The sequence below is a fragment of the Mesorhizobium sp. M0088 genome (assembly GCF_040322895.1).
In the GTDB taxonomy this organism is placed as follows: domain Bacteria; phylum Pseudomonadota; class Alphaproteobacteria; order Rhizobiales; family Rhizobiaceae; genus Mesorhizobium.
The window spans coordinates 92,184-114,286 of the sequence record NZ_JAMYUI010000021.1; the positions used below are offsets into that span (position 1 = coordinate 92,184).

At 62.8% G+C, this 22,103-nt stretch carries 22 protein-coding genes and 1 pseudogene; 11 read left to right on the forward strand and 12 right to left on the reverse strand.

Annotated features, from left to right (window positions below):
* Positions 1–93 precede the first annotated feature (93 nt).
* Together NKJ67_RS24115 and NKJ67_RS24120 are read left to right on the forward strand one after the other, a co-directional pair.
* The gene (locus tag NKJ67_RS24115; protein WP_352583510.1) at positions 94–2,079 is read left to right on the forward strand and encodes a pilus assembly protein TadG-related protein; all 1,986 of its coding nucleotides are present in this window, start codon (positions 94–96) and stop codon (positions 2,077–2,079) included.
* Positions 2,080–2,210: 131 nt separating this feature from the next.
* Positions 2,211–2,843, forward strand: a complete 633-nt coding sequence (locus NKJ67_RS24120) for a LysE family translocator (protein ID WP_256745572.1) — start codon at positions 2,211–2,213, stop codon at positions 2,841–2,843.
* Between the two features lie 10 nt (positions 2,844–2,853).
* Here the strand turns inward: NKJ67_RS24120 and NKJ67_RS24125 are convergent, their stop codons facing one another.
* Entirely contained in the window at positions 2,854–3,678 is an 825-nt protein-coding gene (locus NKJ67_RS24125; protein WP_256745573.1) for a DUF2189 domain-containing protein, read from the reverse strand.
* Between the two features lie 300 nt (positions 3,679–3,978).
* On the opposite strand from NKJ67_RS24125, the gene NKJ67_RS24130 reads away from it, so the two are divergent.
* Positions 3,979–5,202 carry a TadE/TadG family type IV pilus assembly protein gene (locus NKJ67_RS24130; protein WP_256745574.1) on the forward strand — a complete coding sequence of 408 codons (1,224 nt, stop codon included), beginning with the start codon at positions 3,979–3,981 and terminating at the stop codon, positions 5,200–5,202.
* 136 nt (positions 5,203–5,338) lie between these two features.
* Here NKJ67_RS24130 and NKJ67_RS24135 read toward each other — a convergent pair whose 3' ends face one another.
* Positions 5,339–6,055, reverse strand: a complete 717-nt coding sequence (locus tag NKJ67_RS24135; protein WP_256745575.1) for a glutathione S-transferase family protein — start codon at positions 6,053–6,055, stop codon at positions 5,339–5,341.
* 106 nt (positions 6,056–6,161) lie between these two features.
* On the opposite strand from NKJ67_RS24135, the gene NKJ67_RS24140 reads away from it, so the two are divergent.
* Positions 6,162–6,524 carry a winged helix-turn-helix transcriptional regulator gene (locus NKJ67_RS24140; RefSeq protein WP_256745576.1) on the forward strand — a complete coding sequence of 121 codons (363 nt, stop codon included), beginning with the start codon at positions 6,162–6,164 and terminating at the stop codon, positions 6,522–6,524.
* Here the strand turns inward: NKJ67_RS24140 and NKJ67_RS24145 are convergent.
* Entirely contained in the window at positions 6,521–7,093 is a 573-nt protein-coding gene (locus NKJ67_RS24145) for a GNAT family N-acetyltransferase (protein WP_127269392.1), read from the reverse strand. The two genes, NKJ67_RS24140 and NKJ67_RS24145, sit on opposite strands and share 4 nt — an antisense overlap.
* Positions 7,094–7,299: 206 nt before the next feature.
* Here NKJ67_RS24145 and NKJ67_RS24150 point away from each other — a divergent pair, with 206 nt between their 5' ends.
* Positions 7,300–7,773, forward strand: a complete 474-nt coding sequence (locus NKJ67_RS24150) for a CAP domain-containing protein (protein ID WP_352583514.1) — start codon at positions 7,300–7,302, stop codon at positions 7,771–7,773.
* 2 nt (positions 7,774–7,775) lie between these two features.
* On the opposite strand, the gene NKJ67_RS24155 is transcribed toward NKJ67_RS24150, so the two are convergent.
* The 3 genes from NKJ67_RS24155 to NKJ67_RS24165 all read right to left on the reverse strand — a co-directional run bounded on the left by NKJ67_RS24155 (position 7,776) and on the right by NKJ67_RS24165 (position 11,272).
* Positions 7,776–9,308, reverse strand: a complete 1,533-nt coding sequence (locus NKJ67_RS24155) for a DHA2 family efflux MFS transporter permease subunit (RefSeq protein WP_127269394.1) — start codon at positions 9,306–9,308, stop codon at positions 7,776–7,778.
* Positions 9,309–9,614: 306 nt separating this feature from the next.
* Positions 9,615–10,796 carry an HlyD family secretion protein gene (locus NKJ67_RS24160; protein ID WP_127271614.1) on the reverse strand — a complete coding sequence of 394 codons (1,182 nt, stop codon included), beginning with the start codon at positions 10,794–10,796 and terminating at the stop codon, positions 9,615–9,617.
* On the reverse strand, positions 10,793–11,272 hold the full coding sequence (locus NKJ67_RS24165) for a MarR family winged helix-turn-helix transcriptional regulator (protein ID WP_027038640.1): 480 nt from the start codon (positions 11,270–11,272) through the stop codon (positions 10,793–10,795). The genes NKJ67_RS24160 and NKJ67_RS24165 overlap by 4 nt, the downstream gene beginning before the upstream one ends.
* A gap of 194 nt (positions 11,273–11,466) precedes the next feature.
* Here NKJ67_RS24165 and NKJ67_RS24170 point away from each other — a divergent pair, with 194 nt between their 5' ends.
* Genes NKJ67_RS24170 through NKJ67_RS24195 form a run of 6 tightly spaced genes read left to right on the forward strand, consistent with a single transcriptional unit; the run spans position 11,467 to position 17,264 of the window.
* Positions 11,467–12,075 carry a CDP-alcohol phosphatidyltransferase family protein gene (locus tag NKJ67_RS24170; protein WP_127381491.1) on the forward strand — a complete coding sequence of 203 codons (609 nt, stop codon included), beginning with the start codon at positions 11,467–11,469 and terminating at the stop codon, positions 12,073–12,075.
* A gap of 39 nt (positions 12,076–12,114) precedes the next feature.
* Positions 12,115–13,899 (forward strand): bifunctional alpha/beta hydrolase/class I SAM-dependent methyltransferase, encoded by a 1,785-nt coding sequence (locus NKJ67_RS24175; protein WP_502905234.1) that lies wholly within the window; start codon positions 12,115–12,117, stop codon positions 13,897–13,899.
* A 5-nt stretch (positions 13,900–13,904) separates the two neighbouring features.
* A complete protein-coding gene (locus NKJ67_RS24180; RefSeq protein WP_352583519.1) occupies positions 13,905–15,230 on the forward strand; it encodes a phosphatase PAP2/dual specificity phosphatase family protein in 1,326 nt (441 codons plus the stop codon).
* Positions 15,227–15,670 carry a hypothetical protein gene (locus NKJ67_RS24185; protein ID WP_352583521.1) on the forward strand — a complete coding sequence of 148 codons (444 nt, stop codon included), beginning with the start codon at positions 15,227–15,229 and terminating at the stop codon, positions 15,668–15,670. Before NKJ67_RS24180 ends, NKJ67_RS24185 begins: the two co-directional genes overlap by 4 nt.
* Positions 15,667–16,329, forward strand: a complete 663-nt coding sequence (locus NKJ67_RS24190) for a lysophospholipid acyltransferase family protein (RefSeq protein WP_127267052.1) — start codon at positions 15,667–15,669, stop codon at positions 16,327–16,329. The genes NKJ67_RS24185 and NKJ67_RS24190 overlap by 4 nt, the downstream gene beginning before the upstream one ends.
* A complete protein-coding gene (locus tag NKJ67_RS24195; protein ID WP_127267053.1) occupies positions 16,329–17,264 on the forward strand; it encodes a phosphatidate cytidylyltransferase in 936 nt (311 codons plus the stop codon). The genes NKJ67_RS24190 and NKJ67_RS24195 overlap by 1 nt, the downstream gene beginning before the upstream one ends.
* A gap of 37 nt (positions 17,265–17,301) precedes the next feature.
* Here NKJ67_RS24195 and NKJ67_RS24200 read toward each other — a convergent pair.
* The 6 genes and pseudogenes from NKJ67_RS24200 to NKJ67_RS24225 all read right to left on the reverse strand — a co-directional run.
* Positions 17,302–17,436: pseudogene (locus tag NKJ67_RS24200) on the reverse strand (iron chelate uptake ABC transporter family permease subunit); the annotation flags it as partial.
* A 33-nt stretch (positions 17,437–17,469) separates the two neighbouring features.
* Entirely contained in the window at positions 17,470–18,156 is a 687-nt protein-coding gene (locus tag NKJ67_RS24205) for an ABC transporter ATP-binding protein (protein WP_127271619.1), read from the reverse strand.
* Positions 18,153–18,902 carry an ABC transporter ATP-binding protein gene (locus NKJ67_RS24210; RefSeq protein ID WP_127321152.1) on the reverse strand — a complete coding sequence of 250 codons (750 nt, stop codon included), beginning with the start codon at positions 18,900–18,902 and terminating at the stop codon, positions 18,153–18,155. Before NKJ67_RS24210 ends, NKJ67_RS24205 begins: the two co-directional genes overlap by 4 nt.
* The gene (locus NKJ67_RS24215; protein WP_256745579.1) at positions 18,895–19,866 is read right to left on the reverse strand and encodes a branched-chain amino acid ABC transporter permease; all 972 of its coding nucleotides are present in this window, start codon (positions 19,864–19,866) and stop codon (positions 18,895–18,897) included. Before NKJ67_RS24215 ends, NKJ67_RS24210 begins: the two co-directional genes overlap by 8 nt.
* An 8-nt stretch (positions 19,867–19,874) precedes the next feature.
* On the reverse strand, positions 19,875–20,795 hold the full coding sequence (locus NKJ67_RS24220; protein WP_352583525.1) for a branched-chain amino acid ABC transporter permease: 921 nt from the start codon (positions 20,793–20,795) through the stop codon (positions 19,875–19,877).
* A 137-nt stretch (positions 20,796–20,932) separates the two neighbouring features.
* Positions 20,933–22,069 (reverse strand): ABC transporter substrate-binding protein, encoded by a 1,137-nt coding sequence (locus NKJ67_RS24225; protein ID WP_352583527.1) that lies wholly within the window; start codon positions 22,067–22,069, stop codon positions 20,933–20,935.
* Positions 22,070–22,103 lie beyond the last annotated feature (34 nt).

Genomic DNA, 22,103 nt, shown 5'->3' on the forward strand with positions numbered 1-22,103 from the left:
CCGGCAATAGAGCGATTTCCCAAACGCGGCCTTCAGCGTTTTGTGAAAAACTGGCATCGATCGAGAATCCGCCGGCGGGGGCCGCTGCAAGACATGCATGAACTTTGGCGTCAGTTCTGCCGCGACCAACGCGGCAACTATGCTCTTATGACGGTCGTCGCGATGGTTCCGCTCATGGGCGCCCTGGCTATAGCCGTCGACTTCACCGAGATGAGCCGCGAAAAACAGGCGGTTTCGAATGCGCTCGATGCCGCAAACTTCGCCACGGCGCGCCGGCTGACGGAGGGTGCTACCGACGACCAGTTGAGAGCCTATGCGCTCGACTTCTTCAATGCCAACCTCAACAAGATCAATCCCGCCAACACGACGCTCAGCGTCACCTTGCCAAGCAACACCGCCGGCGGTGGCTTGCTCAAAATGAGCGCGCGGCTTGACTACAAGCCCTATTTCTATCCGGTCTTCGGTCAGCTCGTCGGCAAATCCGAAACCGACGCCAACCAGAAGATCAGCTTCAACGTGACCTCGGAAGTGCGGCTGAAGAACACTCTTGAAGTCGCCCTGGCGCTCGACAATTCCGGGTCGATGACCAAGACCGGAACGGGCTCGGGGCAAACGCGCATCGACCTTCTCAAGACCGCGGCCAAACAGCTGGTCGACACGCTGGCCCAGCAGGCGGCCATGATCAAGCAGGTCGACAGGCCGGTGCAGTTCGGCCTGGTGCCGTTTGCCGCCTCGGTCAATGTCGGCCCCGGCAACGGTAACGCGTCCTGGATGGACACCGAAGGATTGTCGCCGGTATCGAACGAGAATTTCGACTGGTCGACGCTGAACGCGGTCGACAAATACGCCCAGCAGACCAACGGTATCTGGTACAAGCGCGGCACCGGATGGGGTACCGACGAAGGCCAGATGCTGACCCGGTTTTCGCTCTACCGGGACATGAAGGTCGTCACCAACCATGAGCGTGTCACCAACAGCAAGCGCGTGGTTTGCGACGAATACAACTCGAACAACACCTGCAAACGAAGCCATGACGAATATGATTACATCGATTCCTATGGCCCGTTCGCCAGTTGGCAAGGTTGCGTCGAGGCCAGGCCCTATCCCTACAATGCTAACGACGCCGCGCCGTCCGGCGGCTCGGCGAACACCGGCATAGGGGTTGGCGATCCGGCGACGATGTTCGTGCCGATGTTCGCCCCCGACGAACCCGGCAACCATTGGAGGCTCACCCAAGATCCCGATGAGGCCACGCCGACGACCTACGGCGCCGTGAACAGCTGGTGGAACGACGACCCGACAAGCAGCACCGGCCAATCCCGGTTGCGCAACATGGCCAAATATTTCCAGCCGCGGCCGATCAATGCGCCGGCGCTGGCCGCCGGCAACGGGCCGAACTACAGCTGCTCCACCAACCCGATCACGCCGCTGACCGATGTCAGCGTTGCCACTGGGCTCACCGCGATCAAGGCCGCGATCGACCTGATGAAGCCGGATGGCGGCACCAATGTTCCCGAAGGCATGGCCTGGGGATGGCGCGTGGTTTCGAGCGGCGAGCCCTTCACGCAAGGCCGCCCGGAAACCGAGAGAGGCAACGACAAGGTCGTGATCGTGCTGACCGACGGCGCCAACACCTACTACACGCCTTCCTCGCTCGGCTATTCCGACCCCGCCGATTCGAAGTCGACCTATGCATCCTTCGGCTATCTCAAACCCGGCTACAACGGCACGTCGGTGGGCCGCCTGTTCATGGGCACATCGAGCACCATTGGCCAATTCGATTATTCTAACGGCAATTATACCAACGCGCTCAACGAGCAGATGGCGACGCTTTGCAACAACGCCAAGGCAGCCAACATCATGGTGATGACTGTGGCGCTCGATCTGTCGACGACTAAAATCGCCGACCAGCAGGCGATCGAGGCGCTGAAATCCTGCTCGTCGAACTCGCGCTTCCGCAAGGACCCGACGGACGCGAGCAAGCCGGCAAAACTGTTCTGGAACGCTACCGGCGCCAGCTTGTCGAACGATTTCAAGGAAATCGGCAACGAACTGTCGAACCTGCGCATCGTCGGCTGATCCGTAGGCACCGGCGGCTAGCTGGAACAATAGCTGGCGCCGCCATGCACTTGCGCGCGCCTGCCGGGACAGGCACATCTTGGCCGCCTGCCGGATCGCGCGTCCATTCGCGGCGCGCTGGGGAAGAACAGATGCCCGAAACAGCCAATCATCTCGCCTTCGCGCTGGTCTGCCTCGGCATGGTGCTGACGCCTGGCCCCAACATGATCTATTTGATCTCGCGTTCCCTGTCGCAGGGGCCGAAGGCGGGGCTCATTTCGCTTGGCGGCGTGGCACTCGGCTTTGTCTTCTATGTGCTGGCGGCGGCATTCGGCATCACCGCGCTGCTGCTCGCCGTGCCCTACGCCTATGATGCGCTGCGCTTTGCCGGCGTGCTCTATCTCCTGTGGCTGGCCTGGCAGGCGGTGAAACCGGGCGGACGCTCGCCGTTCGAAGTGCGCGAACTGCCGAGGGACCGGCCGCGCAAGCTTTTCGCCATGGGTCTGATGACCAATCTGCTCAATCCGAAGGTGGCCGTGCTCTATCTGTCGCTGTTGCCGCAGTTCATCAGCCCCGACAAGGGCCACGTCCTGTCGCAGCTCCTGATGCTCGGCGCGACGCAGATCTCGATCAGCCTCAGCGTCAATGCCGTCATCGCGGTGACGGCCGGTTCGATCGCCACCTTTCTTGCCGGACGGCCTTTGTGGCTGGTCATCCAGCGCTGGATGATGGGCACCGTGCTGACGGCACTTGCGCTGAAGATGGCGACAGAGGCGCAGCGCTGAGAGTGCTGATCTACATCGGCCGCCTTATCTGCTGTGCCCGCTCCGGCTCGACCACCCTGCGGTAGAGATGCCAGGTGGCATGGCCGAGCACCGGCATGACGACGGCGAGCCCGGCAAACAGCGGGATCGAACCGATCACCAGAAGCACGGCGACCAGCAAGCCCCACAGCGCCATTTGCAGCGGGTTGGCCATCACTGCCCGGGCCGAGGTCTCGATCGCCGAAACGGCGCCGACGTCACGGTCGAGCAGCAGCGGGAAGGCAACCACGGTAGTGGCCAGCACGATTACGGCGAAGACAAAGCCCGCGGCATTGCCGGCAAGGATCAGCGTCCAGCCCTTGCTGGTGGTCAGCACGTCGCGGACGAAGCCACCGATCGAGGCTGGCGGCTGGTCGCCGAACAGGCCGGTGTAGATCGACTGCGCCGTATAGAGCCACAACAGGAACAGCGCCACCAGCATGACGCCGATGACAGCGATCGACGGGACAGCGGACGAGCGCCGCACATCAAACGCGTGCCACCAGGAGGTGTTCATGCCGAGCTCACGCCGGCGGCTGATCTCGTAAAGGCCGAGCGCCGCAAACGGCCCGACCAGCGCGAAACCCGACATCAGGGGATAGATGAGCTGGATGGCATTGGCGCCGGACGTCCACTGCGTCAGGATCAGGCCGACGATGGGATAGATCAGGCACAGGAACACGTAGTGCGATGGTTTTGCCCAGAAATCCTCGAAGCCGAGGCGCAGCGCATCCCAAAGGTCCGACGTGGTGATGCGGCGCACCGTTGGCTGCACATGCGTTCCACGTGCGTCCGCCATGACATGAAAGCCGGCCATAACCTTCCTCCCGTGTGTCGGGGCGGTCACCGCCTGGATGGCCGCCAGAGCTGCCACTTCAAGATCAAGAGGCATGATAGCAGAGTTGGCGGCGATTGTCGCCGCGTCAATTGCCTGGGGCGCAACTCCTCGTAGTGTTCAACTCTCCGTATGGCCTCTCATATGGCGTGCCTCGGCAGTCTTTCGTTTTAGCCAACCATTGTTCTGCATTTTAGCATTTACGTATTTTAGCATTTACTTAAATTACTCGTAGGGATCTCTGGCGTATCACCTGAGCTTTACGAGGTTCGGCGAGGAACCATGTTCGCATTGAGAGGCTTCTGGTCTTCGGAGCACGGCAACTTTGCCATGACGACCGCCATCGCGATGCTGCCGATAATGATTGGTTTGGCCGGCGCCGTTGATCTGATCGGCACGAGCCATGACGCCTCGCAACTGCAGAACTCGCTGGACGCGGCGGGGCTCGCCATCGGCACGAAGTTCTCTCCCGATATGGCGGCCGGCGATGTCCAGCAGCTTGGGCTGCAATTCTTCGCCGCCAATATGAGCGCGGCCGACCAGCAGGAATATTTGGGCAGCGTCTCCGCTTTCGCGGCAACGGCAAGCGGCAGCCCAAGCGCCTACTTTATCTCGCTGTCGTCCAGCATAAGCCGCCCAAGCTTCATCAGCACCTCGGCCCCCTGGCAGGCCTCCCGCTCGGCCTCGGTCAAGGTAAAACCTGGCGCACAGGCCTGCGTGCTGGCGCTCGATCCGCATGCGTCCGCCGCCGTGAACCTCCAGGGCTCGACCAACGTCTCGATGGACAATTGCGTGATCGCGGCGAACTCGGACGCGTCCGATTCCGTCAACAGGGGTGGCTCCGCACTGGTTTCAGCCGGCTGTGTCTCAACCGTCGGCGGCACCAGCGGGCTGTTGCCACCCAGCGCCAGTCTCGCCTGCGGAACGCCGCACGAACATAGGTACGCGTCCTTTGATCCATTGGCCGACGTCGTTCCTCCCCCTTACACATTGTGTTTGCCTGTCCCGAACGGCAAAACCTACACGCTGTCGCCCGGCACGTATTGCGACAAGACATTGTCGGGGGACATCACGCTTGATCCGGGCGTCTACATCATGCGCGGCACCACCATAAAGCCAGGGGGGAACGGCAGCCTGGCTGGCCAGGGCGTGACTATATTCCTCATGGAAAGCGCTGAGATCTACATAAATGCCAATGAGAAGGTGAACCTTTCCCCGCCCACCAGCGGCCCTTATGCTGGCATCACCATTTTCCAGGATCACGGCAACACGTCTGCTCTGACATTGAATGGCGGCGCAAATTCCGTGCTCAGCGGTTTCATCTACGCGCCGGACGCGCCCATTTCCTACGCCGGCAACTCTGATATGAGCGCCCAGGGCGACTGTCTCAGGCTTGTCGGCAATACGATTCAGATGACCGGAAACTCGTCCGTCAAGTCGGACTGCGCGGCGGCGCTTGGAAATCGCACAATGTACGCCGATCGGATGATCACTCTGGTGAAATGAGAACGACAGGCGGCCCAAGCGGTAGCGTTGAGAAAAATGGCGGTCCCCTTTAACAATGCCGGAGTGCGGCGGCGACCGCACTCCGGCAGATCAGCGCCTCTCACAAAGGCACATCCTGGTTGAAAACAGAGTGTCGCTACGATTTCGCCGCCGCCGCGAAGCGATCGATCACCTCAGTCAGGGGGACGTGGCCAAGGCAGGCGCCAGAACCGGCGGGCTGTTCGCCATCCTCGACAGCCAGCGCATAACCCACGGCCGGATCGGATTCGATGCGAAGGCGCAATCCGGCCAGCTTGGGATAGGCAGCGCCGTCGATAGCCTGGTGAAATTCCGCCCAGCGCGCCACGCCGATCAGCGTGGTATCGGCCAGCGTCAGCCGGTCGCCGACCAGGAAATCCGTGTCGGCGATCATCGCCTCGAGCCGATCATGACGTTCCGCAACGACCTTGCGGCCGAACTCCCGCAAGGTCGCCTTCAGCGCCGGTTCATCCGCCGCCATTTCCAATGCCACCCAGAGCGGGCTGAAGGCGGCGGTGAAACCGGTGTTCACGAAGGCCATCAGCTGGTGCATGCGGTCGGCTTGCGGCGTGCGCGGTTCGAAGCTGATGCGGCGCTGTGTGTCGCGGGCTTCGAGCCACGAGGCGATGGCCATTGTCTCGGTGAGCACCCGGCCTTCGTCGGTGATCAGCACCGGCGTTTCCTGACGGTCGTTGATGCTGGCATAGGCATCGTTTTTCATCTCGGTGAGCATGTCGACGCGGCACAGGCGATAGGGTTGCCCGACGCGTTCAAAGGCAGCGACAAGCCCCATCGAGCTTCCCGCCGGGAAGCCGTAAAGGAGGATAGGTTCCATTTGTTTTCTTCCGTGATTGAGAGGATCACGCCGCGCAGCGAAACTTGACCCTAAACGCTTGTCGTCCCATGTAAATTACGCACAATTCTGTAACCAGGATCCGCCCATGAAAGACGTCGTCTCACGCTGCCCGATCGAAGAGACCATGCGCGTGCTCAGCGGTCGCTGGCCCACACTGCTGCTCTATTATCTGAAGGACGGGACCAAGCGGTTCAGCGACCTGAGACGTGACAACCCGACGGTGTCGCATCGCATCCTGACGCTGGAACTGCGCAAGCTGGAAGAGGCCGGCATCGTGCGGCGCACGGTGCGTCCGGGTTATCCGTTGCGGGTCGATTATGACCTCACGGCGCCTGGCCGCAAACTTGTACCGCTCATCGACGCGCTGGGCGCCTGGTGGGTGCATACGGAAGACGATCGTCAGACTTCATCGACACTGGAGACTTACGCCGGCATGGCGGCAGGTTAATTCTGATCGATTGAGGCAGGATGATCGCCGGCCAGTCGTCCAAACATCCTGAAGTCGTGGTAGGCGCCCTTGAACCGGGCTTTCTGCCGTAGCGTCCCCTCGTAGCGGAAGCCGGCTTTCTCCAGCACACGGTCCGATCCGGTATTGCCCGGCAGCGTCCACGCCTCGATGCGATTGAGCAGGAAAAACCGATGGCCGCAAAGAGCGACGGCAGCAGCCGCTTCGGTCATCAGACCTCTGCCCCAAAAGTCCGGATGCAACTCGTAGCCGATCTCGCCGCACTTCGATTTAGGGACGAACCAATTGTAGCGAATCGCACCGGCCATGGTCTTCGAAGCGCGATCCTCGATGATCCAGGCGCAGCCTTTGCCAGTAGGAAAGACCTTGCACATCCATCTCATTGCCCGATCCGCCACCGCCTTGGACGGCGCATCCCGCCAGTTCGAGAACCGGGTGACCTCGGGGATCGACAGGATATTCCGGAAGGCATCGGCATCTTCGAGGGCCGGAGCGCGCAGCAGCAGACGGGCTGTAGAGAGCGTCGGGAAGGTGCGGGCAGTTTTTGGCATCGGATTCTCACCTCACTCGGGACACCTGGACTATTGCCCGAAAGGGGGCGCTTCAACACTTCAACATTACGCGATGCATTTTTTTGCGAAAAACCAAACGTATGGGTTCTCGCGCAATTTTCACCGCTTGCCCGTCAAAAGCCATGATCGCGACTATTCAGACAGGAATGGCCATTGATCATTCCCATTCCATCGAACCGCGCCCGATGCCGAGCAGGCGCATGGTGCTGACCGGCCTCGCAGCCTTGGCGGGCCTCGCCGCCTGCAGCACCGTTTCACTACCGTCAGGCGAAGGCGCCGGGGTCTCCTCCTCCGCCACCAGCACGCTGGCCAGCATCCGCGCCTCGGCGGGGCTCGCGCCGCTGGTCGCCGACCGGCAACTCGAACAGGCTGCCCTGCAGCAGGCCGGCTACATGGCGCAGCGCCGCCGCATGAGCCACACCACCGGCTGGGGCAAGGATTTCGCCTCGCGCGTCAGGGACAATCGAATTTCCGGTGCCGCGGCGGAGAACATCGCCGAGGGTCGTTTCGACCTCGAGAAACTGTTCGACATCTGGGTGCATTCACCAGGCCATCGCCGCAACATGCTCGACCCGCGCTTCACCCGCTTCGGCCTTGCCTATGTGCGCGATGGCAGCGACAGCAAGCTCCGTTACTGGAGCCTGGTGCTCGGGAAATAGAGCTAATCCATATGCGCTGCCGGCGCGCCGCCGGCAGGCGCCTGCTTGGGCTTGCGCAGCAGGAAAACAAACGGGATGGCAAGCAGCGTCATGACCATGAGTATTTTGAAGTCATTGACGTAGGAAATCATCATCGCCTGGAGATTGACCATGCGATCGACCTGCGAAAGCGCCGTCGGATCGCCGCTCGCGGCTGCCGGAGAGACCGCCCAAAGATTTGGGTTGAACGGGTTGATGAAGGCCGAAAGCTCGGCGTGGTTGACCTGCGTGTTGCGCACCATCAGAACCGTCACGACCGACACGCCGATGGACGAGCCAAGATTGCGCACCAGGCTGAACAGGGCCGTGGCATCGGTGCGGAAGCGCACGTCAAGCGTGGCGAAGGCGACGGTCGACAGCGGCACGAACACCATTCCCATGCCCAGCCCCTGGATGACGCCGGAGCTGATGATCAGCCAGTTGTCCATCTGCGGCGTGAAGCTGGACATGGTGTAGAGCGACTGCGCGGTCAGGAGGAAACCGATAACGACCAGGATCCGGGCGTCGATCTTGCTCATCAGCCGGCCGACGACCAGCATCGAAATCATGGTGCCGACACCGCGAGGCCCTATGACGACGCCGATGGTGACGGTCGGATAGCCGAAGATGGTCGACAGCATTGGCGGCAGCAGCGACATGCTCGCCAGGATGAGCACACCCATGACGAAGATGAACGCCAGCCCGGTCACGAAATTGCGGTCAAGGAAGATCTTGGGATCGATGAAAGGGTGTTCCGCAGTCATGGTGTGAATGATGAACACCCAGAAGCCGGTGAGCGAAAGACCAAGTTCGATCCAGATCTCGACCGAGGAAAACCAGTCGACCTCGCCGCCGCGGTCGAGCAGCAGCTGAAGCGCGCCGACGCCGAGCGATATCATGGCGAAGCCGAAGAAATCGAAGCCGCGCACCCGCCGGGCAACGGCCGGCAAGTAGGCGGCCATGCCGAGAAAGGCGACGATGCCGACCGGCAGGTTGATGAAGAACACCCAGCGCCAGTTGAAATTCTCGGTCAGCCAGCCACCCAGCGTCGGGCCCAGAATCGGCCCCAGCATGATGCCGGCGCCCCAAATGGCCATCGCCTGGCCATGGCGTTCCCTGGGATTGATGTCGAGCAGGAAGGTTTGCGACAGAGGCACGATCGCCGCTCCGAACACGCCTTGCATCAGCCGGAAGAACACTATGCTCTCCAGGCTCCAGGCGATGCCGCACAGCATCGAGAATATGGTGAAGCCGACCACTGCCGTCAGGAACAGTTCCTTGCGGCCGAAGCGGTCGGCCAGCCAGCCGGTGACCGGCGTCATGATGGCGGCGGCAACGATGTAGGAGGTCAGCACCCAGTTGATGTTGTCCGGCGAGGCGCCGAGATCGCCCGTCATTGTCGGCAGAGCGACGTTGGCGATCGTCGTGTCGAGCGCCTGCATGACCGTCGCCAGCATCAGCGCGACCGTGATCAGGCCGCGATGCGGCACTTCTTTGAAGGGTTCGGGCGTGCTCATGGCGTGGAACTTCCAGCAGGTAACAAAAACGTGTACAAGGGGTTTCCGGGCGGCAACGCCTTCCGTTGAGAGACCCTCGTCGCGGTGGGACGCGATCGTCGATGTGGGGGTTACATCGACTGAAAGTCTCTGATGAGCGGATGCCTGCCGCCCGGAAACATGAGGACCGACGAGTCTGCCTCGGAGATTTCAGATTTCGGCCAGGCCGCGACGCGGCAGCGCCAAAACGCTGATCCTTCCAGCTCCTCCCATCAGACCAATCCTGCTATTCACCTCCGCCGCTGGTCCTGCGGCAATCTGTTGACGTTACTGCGCGGCCTCGCCAGCCGTGGCGTGACCAAAGATCGAGGGCAGGCCACGCGCCACGCCGGTGTCGACGGTAACGGTGGCGCTCATGCCGGTGCGCAACGCCATCTTGGCGTCCGCATCGATCAGTTCGAGACGAACCGGGATACGCTGTGTGACCTTGACCCAGTTGCCGGTGGCATTTTGGGCCGGCAGCAGCGAGAACTCGGCTCCCGTGCCGGCGCCGATCGCCTTGACCGTCGCCTCGAAGGTGCGCCCTGGATAGGTGTCGACCACGATCTCCGCCTTCTGGCCGGGCTTCATGTGGGTGAGCTGCGTTTCCTTGAAATTGGCATCGATCCAGGTGTCACCGGTCTCGACCAGCGAAAACAGCGGCGTGCCGGAACCGACATACTGACCGACCTTGAACGACGAGGCCTGGCTGACGATGCCGTCCGCCGGCGCCTTGACCGTGGTCTGCGCCAGGTCGTAGGCCGCCTTGTCACGCGCGGCGAGCGCGGCCATCACGGTCGGGTGCTTGTCGGTCTCGATGTCGGGATTGCCGCCAAGGCCTGCCTTGGCGCTGATGATCCCTTGCTCGGCAACCGCCAGCTGCTGCTTGGCCTTGTCGAGATCGTTCTTGGCTTCGTCGAGCGACGATTTGGCGTTGATGCCCTTCTGGGCGAGGTCGGCGGCGCGATCGAACTGCGACTGGGCGAAGGCGACCTGGCTGGCATCGGACTTTTGCTGAGCCATCGACTGGCCATAGGCCGCGCGCAACTGCTCGACATTGAGACGCGCGCCCGCAACCGCGGCGTCGGCCTGCGCCAGCGCGATCCGGTAGGGCTCGGGGTCGATGGCAAACAGCTCGTCACCCTGCTTGACCAGCTGGTTATCGAAGATGTCGACCTTAACGATGCGGCCGGCCGTGTCGGAAGCGATCGACACCTTGGCCTGCTGCAGATTGGCGTTCTCGGTCTCCTGATAGCGGCCGCCGGTGACCCAGACATAGCCGCCGCCGACAGCCAATGCCGCAGGCAGCGCGACCATCAGCAGGAAGCGGCCCAGCCGGCGCTTTTTCTTCACGGGCACTGGGGCCGGCTGCACCGGGGGAGCAACCGCCGGCGGGGCCGCGGCCGGCTGCGCCGGCGCTTCCATGTCCAGTTCGGTCACTTTCTCGTCTATCTTGGCTACCGCGTTCATGCTGCTGCGCCTTCTGTATTCTTCACTTTTTCAATGGACGGCGTCTCGTCGTCGGTCAGGTTGCGAACCATCGCCTCGAGCCCTTCGATGAGGACGCGACGGGCTTCCGGCTTCACGCCGACCAGCGATTCCTCATAGACTTCTCCGGCAATGCTCTTGATCACGGCGTAGGCATCGCTTGCCTTGGGCGTCAGGAAGATCATGCGGACGCGACGATCGGCGGCGTCGGACCGACGCTCGATCCAGCCTCCCTCTTCCATGCGGTCGACCAGGCGCGAAACGCTGATCGGCTCGATTTCGAGAAGTTCGGCCAGCCGCGCCTGCGCGACACCGTCTTCCTTGGCAACGCGGACCAGAAGCCGCCATTGCGCCGAAGAAAGCCCCAAGCCACTGGCCCTCGCCTCGAAGCGCTTGCGCATCAAGCGCTGCACGTCGTGGATCAAGAAGCCCAATCTGTCGATGCCATCGGAAACCATGAGCGGCATATATAATAAGCGTGCTCACTATTCAAGACGCCGCGTTGCACGAGAAGCCGGCAAATGTGCATGACAGCTTTGCCGGACCAATCATGGTTATCGATTTGCAAACGCAGATGGCCGCGCCGCCTCTACACTGGTCGCGTCTGGCATATTGATGTACAGCCGCTGAACAGGATCGGGGGATCAACGCAATGCCGACGCTTTACGCTCTCAAGCCGGCCTTCCAGGGTCGACTGCGGCCGCTGGTCAATCGGTTGGCGGCAATCGGGGTCACGGCAAACAGCATAACCATCCTGGCGGCCGCGATGTCGATAGCCGCCGGCGCGGCCATTGCGATCTGGCACGAATGGCGCTGGCTGCTGTTGCTTATCCCCTTGGTGATGTTCGTGCGCATGGCGTTGAATGCCGTGGACGGCATGCTGGCGCGCGAGCATGGCCAAGCCTCGACGCTTGGCATGTATCTGAACGAGTTGTGCGACGTCGTTTCAGACCTCGCGCTGATTCTCCCTTTTGCCGTCTTTCCCGAATTTGGCGCATGGGGCGTCGTCGCCTTCGCGATATCGGCCGTGCTGACCGAGTTCGCCGGCGTGCTCGGCATCGCTGCCAAGGTCGGGCGTAATTATGCCGGGCCGTTCGGCAAGAGCGACAGGGCGCTGGCGCTCGGCGTCGTCGCCACGCTGTGTGCCGCCGGGCTGTGGCCGGCATCGATAACGCCGTTTGTGTTTCCGGCCATGGCAACGCTTTCGCTGCTGACCGCCATAAACCGGATACGCGCCGGCATTATTGGCAGCGCCAGCTGAGCATCGAGGCTCGCCATGCCGCCAGAGGGGAAGACCATGATGCACGAACCGATCGCCGCCGCGGCCACGGAAAGCCTTGCGCGGCAAGCACAGGAGCGGGTTTTCCGCAGCCATGACGGGACGGAGATCTTCTACCGATTCTGGCCGGCGGCCTCCGCCGATGCCAAGGGCGCGGTGGTGCTCTTCCACCGCGGCCACGAGCATGGCGGTCGCATGGCCCATCTTGTCGATGAATTGCAGATGCCGGACCACGCCTTCTATGCCTGGGATGCCCGCGGCAATGGCCGCTCGTCCGGCGAGCGCGGCTATGCGCCCTCCTTCTCGGCGCTGGTGCGCGACATCGACTGCTTCATGCGCGAGATCGCTGCCAGGGATGGCTTTGCCACTCGGGATATCGCGCTGATCGCACAATCCTTCGGCGCCGTGCTGGCTGCCGCCTGGGTGCATGACTATGCGCCGAAGCTGCGCGCCATGGTGGTGGCCTCACCGGCCTTCTCGGTAAAACTCTACGTGCCCTTCGCCAAGGAGGGCATCGCGCTCTGGCAGAAGATCAAGGGCCGCTTCTTCGTCAATTCCTACGTCAAGGCGAAATTCCTGACCCACGATCCAGTGCGCATCGCCTCCTTCGAGAGCGATCCGCTGATCACGCGGCCGATCGCTTCCAACATACTGGTCGAACTCTATCAGCATGCCGCCCGCATCGTCAGTGACGCCCGCGCCATCACCGTGCCGACCCAGCTTCTGCTTTCGGGCAGCGACTGGGTGGTGCGCCACGGCCCGCAGCACGAGTTCTTCGTCAATCTCGGCAGCCGCACCAAGGAACGCCATGTGTTGCCTGGTTTCTTCCACGACACGCTGGGCGAGCGCGACCGGGCAAAGGCCCTCGAGTTGATCCGGCCATTCCTGGCCAGGCAGTTCGAGGCACCCGATGCGCCGGTCGACCTTAAGCAGGCGGACATTGCCGGCTACACACGCGACGAGGCCGATAGGCTTGCCTCGCCGCTCGCTCTGATGTCGCCAAAGGGCCTCTATTGGGCATTCAGCCGTGCCTCCATCCGCATGGGCGCCTGGGTCTCGCAAGGTATGAAGGCCGGCGTGACCACCGGCTTCGATTCCGGCTCGACGCTGGACTACGTCTACGAGAACAATGCGCGCGGGCTTACGCCTCTTGGCCGCGTCGTCGACCGCATTTTCCTGGAGGCCATTGGCTGGCGCGGCATCCGCCAGCGCAAGCTGCATCTCGAAGAGCTCATCGGCTCTTGCCTGGCGACGCTCAAGGCCGCTGGCCGGCCGGCGCACATTCTCGACATCGCGGCCGGCCATGGCCGCTATGTTCTCGATGCCATCGTGAAGAGCCCCGATCAGCCGGCGAGCGTTCGCCTGCAGGATTATTCCGACCTCAACGTCCAGCTTGGCCGCAAGCTGATCGCCGAGCGGCAATTGCCGGCTGATGTCTCATTCCAGCGCGCCGATGCCTTCGATGCCGACATGCTCGCTTCGATCGATCCAGCTCCGGATCTTGCCATCGTTTCCGGCCTTTACGAGTTGTTCTCCGACAATGCGATGATAGCCCGCTCGCTCGGTGGATTGGCCAGCGCCATGCAGCCGGGAAGCCTGTTGCTCTACACCAACCAGCCCTGGCATCCGCAGCTCGAGATGATCGCCCGCAGCCTGACTTCGCATCGCGGAGGCGAGGCCTGGGTGATGCGGCGGCGCACGCAGGGTGAGATGGACCAGCTCGTCGAAGCCGCCGGTTTCGAAAAGCTCGACCAGCGCATCGACCAATGGGGCATCTTCACCGTCTCGGTCGCGCGGCGCCGCTGAGCAGCATGGCCTCGTCGCTTGCACCCATCGCGCGCACCGAGCCTTATGGACGGGTGGTCGTCAGGGCCGCGCTCTGGCTGGCCTTCCTGGCGCCGTTCTTCTACCTCAGCTACGGCTTCGCCAACTGGCTGGCCTCGCGGCGCGACGAGGTCGGCAGCATCGTGTTCTCGTGGGAACACAGCATTCCCTTCGTCGCCTGGACCATCGTGCCCTATTGGTCGATCAACCTGTTCTACGGCCTGTCGCTGCTGCTCAACAACGACAGGCAAGGCGTCGACCGCCTGGCCGGGCGCTATCTCACCGCGCAGGTCGTCGCCGTTATCTGCTTCATCCTGTTCCCGCTGACCGCGACATTCGTGCGACCGGCGACGACCGGCCTGCCGGGCTTCCTGTTTGCCGTGCTCGGCGGTTTCGACAAGCCGTTCAACCAGGCACCCTCGCTGCACATCGCCCTTTTGGTGATCATCTGGGATCATTGGCGCCACCGGCTCCGCGGGTTGCTCCTGCCGCTCTGGCATGGCTGGAGCTTCCTGATCGGTGCCTCGGTGCTGACGACCTGGCAGCATCACTTCATCGACATTCCGACCGGCGCGCTGCTCGGGTTCTTTGCGCTGTGGCTGTTTCCGCGCAGCGGCGCGTTGCCGTTTTCAGGCTTCCGGCTGACCAACGATGTGAAAGCGCGGCGGCTGGCGCGGTTCTACGCGCTGGGCGCGGTCCTCGCGCTGGCCGGTGCAGCGCTCGGCGCCTTGTTCTGCGCCGTCGCGCTCTTCCTGCTTTGGCCGGCGCTGGCGCTGGCCATCGTCGCCTTCGCCTATGCAGGAGCAGGCGAAAAAGTGTTCCAGAAATCCGCCGATGGCAGCATCACGCTCGCAAGCCGTGTCCTGCTCTTGCCTTACCGTCTCGGCGCCAGGGCCAACATATGGGCCTGGACGCGCAGTCTTACTCCTCAGGTGGCGATTGCTGACGGCGTCTTTCTCGGGCGCTTTCCCACGGCACGCGAGGCCAGCAGCTTCGGCACGGTCATCGATCTCGCCGCCGAACTTAAGAGGCCTGCGGCAGCCGATTGCCGCTGGATCAGCTTTCCGATGGTCGACCTGTTGCCGCCGCCAGTGGCGATACGGCAACAGGCAGCCGGCGCGCTGGAGAGTGCGCGCCGCGACGGCACCGTGCTGGTGTGCTGCGCGCTCGGCTTCCAGCGCAGCGCCGGCGTCGTCGCCGAATGGCTGGTGGCGACCGGCAGGGCCAAGACGCCGGCGCTTGCCCGCGAAATGCTCGCGGCCCTCGGCCGGCCGGTTCATCTTGCCGAGGCCATAGAGCGCGCGGCGTCATGACCGGCAATGCCTACCAGGACCGCACCGACCGCTTCGCCGGCATGCTGATGCGGCAGGCAGCGTGGCCGGCCGCAATCGTGGTGGCGGCAAATATCCTTGCGCCGCTGGCTGCCTCGACGCGCGGCGGCTTCGAGACTTTGCCGGCGGCCGTTGCGCTGTCGATCACAGCCGCGAGCGCTGTCGCCGTTCTGGCGCTGTCGGCATTGCTGGCATTCGACGCCCTGTTGTTCCGGGTCATGGCTAGCCATGATGACGAAGCTTCCGGCGGTGCCGCGGTGGACGACATGCTGGCGCGCATGCGCCTGAAAATGGCCCCGCCCGCGACACGCTCGCTCGATGACCGCATCGCCGGCACGCGTCGCCTGCTGTTCAAGCAGCGCGCCGCCCTGGCTCTGTTTGCCGCAGCACTTCTGGCGTCAGGGTTTTGGGCGCCGCGATGAACAGGCTTTCGCTCAAGACCTTCACCTTGCTGCAGACGGTAACCTCCGTCGGCCTCTCGGCGCTGGCCCGGATGGTGACGGGCGTGCGTCCGATCTGGAACGGCAGCCTGCCCTCCGACCGCCAGCGCATCTATTTCGCCAACCACACCAGCCATGGCGACTTTATCCTGCTGTCGGCCTGTCTCAGCGAAAGCGAGCGCGCGATCACCCATGCTGTTGCCGCAGGCGAATATTGGGGGAAGTCGCGGCTGCGCCGCTTCATCGCGCAGGACATGCTGTCGTCGGTGCTCATCAACCGGCAGTGGACGAGACCTGAGGAAAACCCGATCGAGATCATGCTGTCGGTTCTCGACCAGGGCCACTCGCTGATCCTGTTTCCCGAAGGCACACGCAACATGACCGAAGAGCCGCTGCTGGCATTCCGCTCCGGGCTCTACAATCTGTCGACGGCGCGGCCTCAGGTCGAGCTGATCCCGTGCTGGATCGAGAACATGTCGCGCGTGCTGCCCAAGGGCCAGTTCCTGCCGGTGCCGCTGCTGTGCCGCGTCGTCTTCGGCGCACCGGTGGCGATCGGTCCGGGCGAAGAACGCCGCGCCTTCCTCGAACGCGCCCACGCCGCGCTTCTGGCGCTCAACCCGCGTCCCGAGCGAGACGATTGATGCGCCACGAAATCTCCATCCTGATCATCGGCCTGCTGGCGGTTTTGACCACCGCCAGCATCGTCGCGACCATCCTTTCGGCGCGAGCGCCGAAGCCGCTTAGTTCGACGCTGGTCAATCTCAGCCAGCGGATCAACGCCTGGTGGGTGATGGTGGCGCTGATGACGGTCGCATTCTTCTTCGGGCGTTACGGGATGACCATCCTGTTCGCTCTGATCTCCTTCGCCGCGCTGCGCGAATTCGTGACGCTGACGCACACCCGCCGCAGCGACCATTGGGTGCTGCTCGGCATGTTCGGCATCATCATACCGTTTCAATACTGGCTGGTGTGGACCGCCTGGTACGGGCTCTTCGTCATCTTCATTCCGGTCTATTGCTTCCTGCTGATGCCGGCCATCACGGCGCTGCATGGCGACACTGAACGCTTCCTCGAGCGCATCGCCGCGCAGCAATGGGCGGTGATGATCTCGGTCTATTGCGTCAGCCATGTGCCTGCCCTGCTGACACTCGAGGTGCCGGGCTTCGAAGGCCGCACCCTGCTGCTGATCGCGTTCCTGATCATCGTTGTGCAAGGCAGCGACGTGCTGCAATACATCTTCGGCAAGCTGTTTGGAAAACACCGTTTTTCGCCGAACGTCTCGCCGTCGAAAACCTGGGAAGGGCTGATCGGCGGACTGGTGTCGGCGAGCCTGCTCGGCGCGCTGCTATCGTTCGTGACACCCTTCTCGCCGCTGCAGGCAGCAGCCGTGGCCTTCGTCGCCTGCTCGATGGGATTTCTCGGCGGGCTGGTCGCCTCGGCCATCAAGCGCGACCAGGGCGTCAAGGACTGGGGCCATCTGATCGAAGGCCATGGCGGCATGATGGACCGCACCGACAGCCTGGTCTTCGCCGCCCCGGTGTTCTTCCACATCGTGCGCTATTTCTGGACGGTCTGAGCCGGCGGCCTGTTGCAAGAGCGGTTCATTGGCGCGCTCAGAGCCGGTTGTGGATCAGCATGGTGACGACGAAGAACGCGCCGACGGAGCTGGTTATGATGCCGATCGGCAGCTCCTGCGGCAGCAGCAGCGTTCGGGCCAGAAGATCGCTGGCCAGCAACAGCACCGCGCCGGGTCAGTTTGGAAGCCGTTTGACACCCTTTTTTCATACCCCGAGATAGCGGTCCTGAATTTCTGGCGTCAGCGCCTCGGGCGTGCCTTCGAAGACGGTCATGCCCTTTTCCAGAACGAAGCAGCGGTCGGCCACAGGTAGAAGCTCGGCAAGCGTCTTGTCGACGATAAGGATCGACTGTCCGCTCGACTTGAGCTTGCGGATTGCTGCCCAGATGTCCTGGCGGATCACAGGTGCCAGACCCTCGGTCGCCTCGTCCAGAATGAGCAGGCTCGGATTGGTCATCAACGCGCGGCCGATGGCTACCATCTGCTGCTCGCCGCCCGACAGTGTACCGGCATATTGGTCGCGGCGTTCGCCGAGACGCGGAAACAGCTCGACAACTTTTTCCAATGTCCACGCGCTGCCGCGTGCTGCGGCCAGCAGGTTCTCCAGTACGGTCAGATTGGGAAAGCAGCGCCTTCCCTCCGGCACCAGACCCAGGCCAAGGCGCGCGATGCGGTGCGGGCGCATGCCGGCGACTTGGCGGCCGCCAAAGCTGATCGAGCCTGAGCGCGGTTTCGCGAGGCCGAGAATGGAATTGATCGTCGTCGTCTTACCCATGCCGTTGCGGCCCATGAGCGCCACGACCTCACCCGCCCTGACGTCGAGCGAGACGCCGAACAGCGCCTGCGATGCGCCGTAGAAGGTTTCGACGCCGTTGAGTTCCAGCAGGCTCACGCAGCTTCTCCGAGATAGGCCCGGCGCACTTCGGGATCGTTGCGGATCTCGTCCACCGTGCCGGTGGCGATGACGCGGCCATAGACGAGGACCGAGATACGGTCGGCAAGCGCGAAGACGGCATCCATGTCGTGCTCGACGAGCAGGATCGGCGCTTCGTGGCGCAGGCCGTCGAGGAATTTCGTCAACGCTTTCGATCCGTCTGGCCCCATGCCGGCCATCGGCTCGTCGAACAAAAAGGCCTTCGATCCAAGGGCCAACGCAATGGCGATTTCGAGTTGACGGCGTTCGCCATGCGACAGCTCAGCGGCTGGCACGTAGGCGCGCCCGGCAAGGCCGACGCGCTCCAGCATCGCCATCGCCGGTTCTGTCAGGCTCTTGTCGCTCATCACGGGGCGTAAGAAGCGGAAGCTCGTTCCCTGGCGTGCCTGCACCGCCAGCATCACATTGCGCAGCGCGGAAAACTCCTGCGCGAGTGATGAGATCTGGAAGCTGCGGCCGAGCCCAAGCCGCCCGCGGGCCGCCATGTCGAGCCCGGCCATATCCTGGCCGAGAAAGCGGATACTGCCGCTGTCTGGCCGGAGCGAGCCCGAGATCTGGTGGATCAGCGTGCTTTTGCCGGCTCCATTGGGGCCGATCAGCGCGTGGATTTCGCCCGGCTTGAGATCGAGGCTGACGCCGTCGGTGGCCTTCAGCGCGCCGAAAGTCTTTTTGAGATCGCGTATTTCGAGGACCAGCTCAGCCATGACGCGCCTCTCCAGCCAAAAGGCCAAGCAGCCCGCCGCGCGCGAACAAAACGACGCCGAGCAGGATCAGGCCAAGGAAGAACTGCCAGCGTTCGGTGAAGCCGCCAAGCGCGAATTCGAACAGCACGTAAAGCATCGCGCCCGCAACCGGGCCGAACAGCCGACCCTTGCCGCCAAGGATGATGAGCACGATCAGCTCGCCCGACATGTGCCAGGACAGCATCGAGGGGCTGACGAAGCGGTTGAGATCGGCAAACAGCGCGCCGGCGAGGCCTGTGACCATGGCAGAGATGGCGAAGGCAACGAGCCTGATGTTGAAGGGTGCGATGCCGACGGCGGACAGCCTGGTCGCGTTCTGCCGTGCCGCCTGCAATGCGGCACCGAAGCGCGATCCGCGCAGCAGCCAGAACAGACCAAGTGCTGCCATCAGCACGACATAGCAGATCAGGAAATAGGTCAGGGACTGCGCCGTGTTCATACCGGGAAAGCCATTGCGGACATAGATCGACAGCCCGTCCTCGCCGCCATAGGCCGGCCAGGAGATGGCGAAGTAGTAGATCATCTGCGCGAAAGCGAGCGTGATCATGATGAAATAGACGCCCGTCGTGCGCAGGCTGATCGCGCCGATCGGCAAGGCGACAAGGCCGCAAACCAGGATAGCCACCGACCAGATGACCGGCATCGAGGTCGTGCCTTGCAGGCCAAACAACAGCGGTTCGGCGTTGAAGGCATGGGTCGCCAGGATGCCGGCGGCATAGCCGCCAAGGCCGAAGAAGGCGGCGTGGCCAAAGGATACCAGCCCGCCAAGACCAAGCGCGATGTTGAGCCCGACAGCAGCGAGCGCAAGGATCGTAATGCGCGTGGCAAGCGTGACGTAGAATTGCTCGCCCATTGCAGACGCACTGAACGGGATCGCTAGCAGCAGAAGTGCCAGCAGTATATTGATGATGGTTTCGCGGCTCATGGTGGCCCTTACGACTGCGCCGCAAACAGGCCGCTTGGCCTGAAAGCGAGGATCAGGGCCATGACTATGTAGATCAGCATGGAGGCGAGTGAGGCACCGATCAGCCCGGCCTGTGCCGTCGGCATCATCAACGCCAGCGCCTTGGGCAGGAGGAAGCGGCCCATCGTGTCGACGAGGCCGACGAAGATGGCACCGAACAGCGCGCCCTTGATCGAGCCGATGCCGCCGATGACGATGACCACGAAGGCGAGGATGAGTGCTGGCTCGCCCATGCCGACCTGCACCGATTGCAGCGCACCGACCAGCGCGCCGGCAAGGCCGGCAAGGGCAGCACCTAGCGCGAAGACAACAGTGTAGAGCGTGCGGATGTCGACGCCGAGGGCTGCGATCATCTCGCGGTCGGATTCGCCGGCGCGGATGCGCATGCCGAGACGGGTGCGCGAGATCAGCAGATAGAGCCCCACAGCAACGGCGATGCCGACGCCGATAATGGCGAGGCGGTAGAGCTGGTACTGGCCACCGCCGGGCAGGGGCACCGCGCCTTGCAGCAGCGGTGGGATGTCGAGATAAAGCGGAAACGAGCCAGACAGCCAGCGCGTGCCTTCCGAAAAGATCAGGATCAGCGCAAACGTCGCCAGCACCTGGTCAAGATGGTCGCGCTCATAAAGCCTGCGGATGACAACGATCTCCATGACCGCACCGGCGGCTGCCGCAGCGATCAGGCTCGCCACCAGACCGATCCAGAACGAACCAGTGGCGGCGGCGACCGTGGCACAGGCAAAGGCGCCGACCATGTAGAGCGAGCCATGGGCGAGGTTGATCAGGCCCATGACTCCGAAGATCAGCGTCAGGCCGGCGGCCATGAGGAACAGCATCACTCCGAGCTGCAGCCCGTTGAGAAGTTGTTCGATCAGAAGGGCGATGGACAAATGAACGATCCGGACTGTGGTTCAAGGCGGGGAATGCCGAAGCAAGCCGCTGCAAGATACGGCGATGCGGCCTCGCCGCGGCCCCGGCCCCGTCGATGACGAGGCCGGCACTTTAGCAAAGCGGATGCAGCCTTGGGCTACATCTTGCACTGGTCGGCATAGGCGTCCTTGTGGTGTTCGAAGGCGGTGGCGATGATCTTGTTGGTCAAGACATCGCCTTCCTTTACCACCTCACGGACGTAGATGTTCTGGACCGGATGATTGTTGGTGTTGAAGGTGAACTCGCCGCGCACCGACTTGAAATCGGCTGCCTTGAGGGCCGCGCGGAACGCGTCCTTGTCCTTAACACTGGCCTTGGACAGCGCAGACAGGATCAGGTTCGCCGTATCCCAGCTCTGGGCGGCGTAGATTGAGGGCAGGCGATTGTATTCGGCCTTGAAGGCCTCGACGAACTGCTTGTTGGCTTCGTTGTCGAGGTCCCTGGACCAGCTCGCCGAGTTCTTGACGCCAAGGGCTGCGTCGCCAACCGCGGGCAAAATGTCCTGGTCGAAGGAGAAGCCAGGACCCATGACCGGGATATTCACGCCCGACTGGGCGTACTGCTTCATGAAGGAAATGCCCATGCCGCCAGGCAGGAAGAAGAACACCGAGTCGGCACCGGAATCGCGGATCTGGGCGATCTCGGCGGCGTAGTCGGCCTGGCCGATCTGGGTGTAGGCCTCGCCTGCCAGCTCGCCCTTGTAGTAGCGCTTGAAGCCGGTCAGCGAATCCTTGCCAGCCGGGTAGTTGGGCGCGAGGATGAAGGTCTTCTTGTAGTCCTTGTTGGCGTACTGACCCATCGCCTCATGGAAATTGTCGTTCTGATAGGCGACGTTGAAATAGTTCTTGTTGCACTTGGCGCCGGCAAGCGCCGACGGGCCGGCATTGGGCGACAGATAGATGACGTCCTGCGCCACCGCGTTGGGCACCACCGCCATCGCCAGGTTCGACCAGATGATGCCGGTGAGCAGGTCGACCTTGTCGCTCTGGATCATCTTTTCGGCGAGCTGCACCGCGATCTCGGGCTTCTGGGCATCGTCTTCGATGACCAGCTCGACATCCTTGTTGCCGGACTGTTTCATCGCCAGCGTAAAGGCATCGCGCATGTCGACGCCGAGACCCGCACCGCCGCCCGAAAGCGTGGTGATGACGCCGATCTTGATGGGTTCGGCATAGGCAAGGCCAGATGTGGCCAGCGACAAAGCGAACATGCTGGCTGCCAGGATATTCTTCATTTTTCTCTCCTTCCCAGTGTTTTCAATATAGATA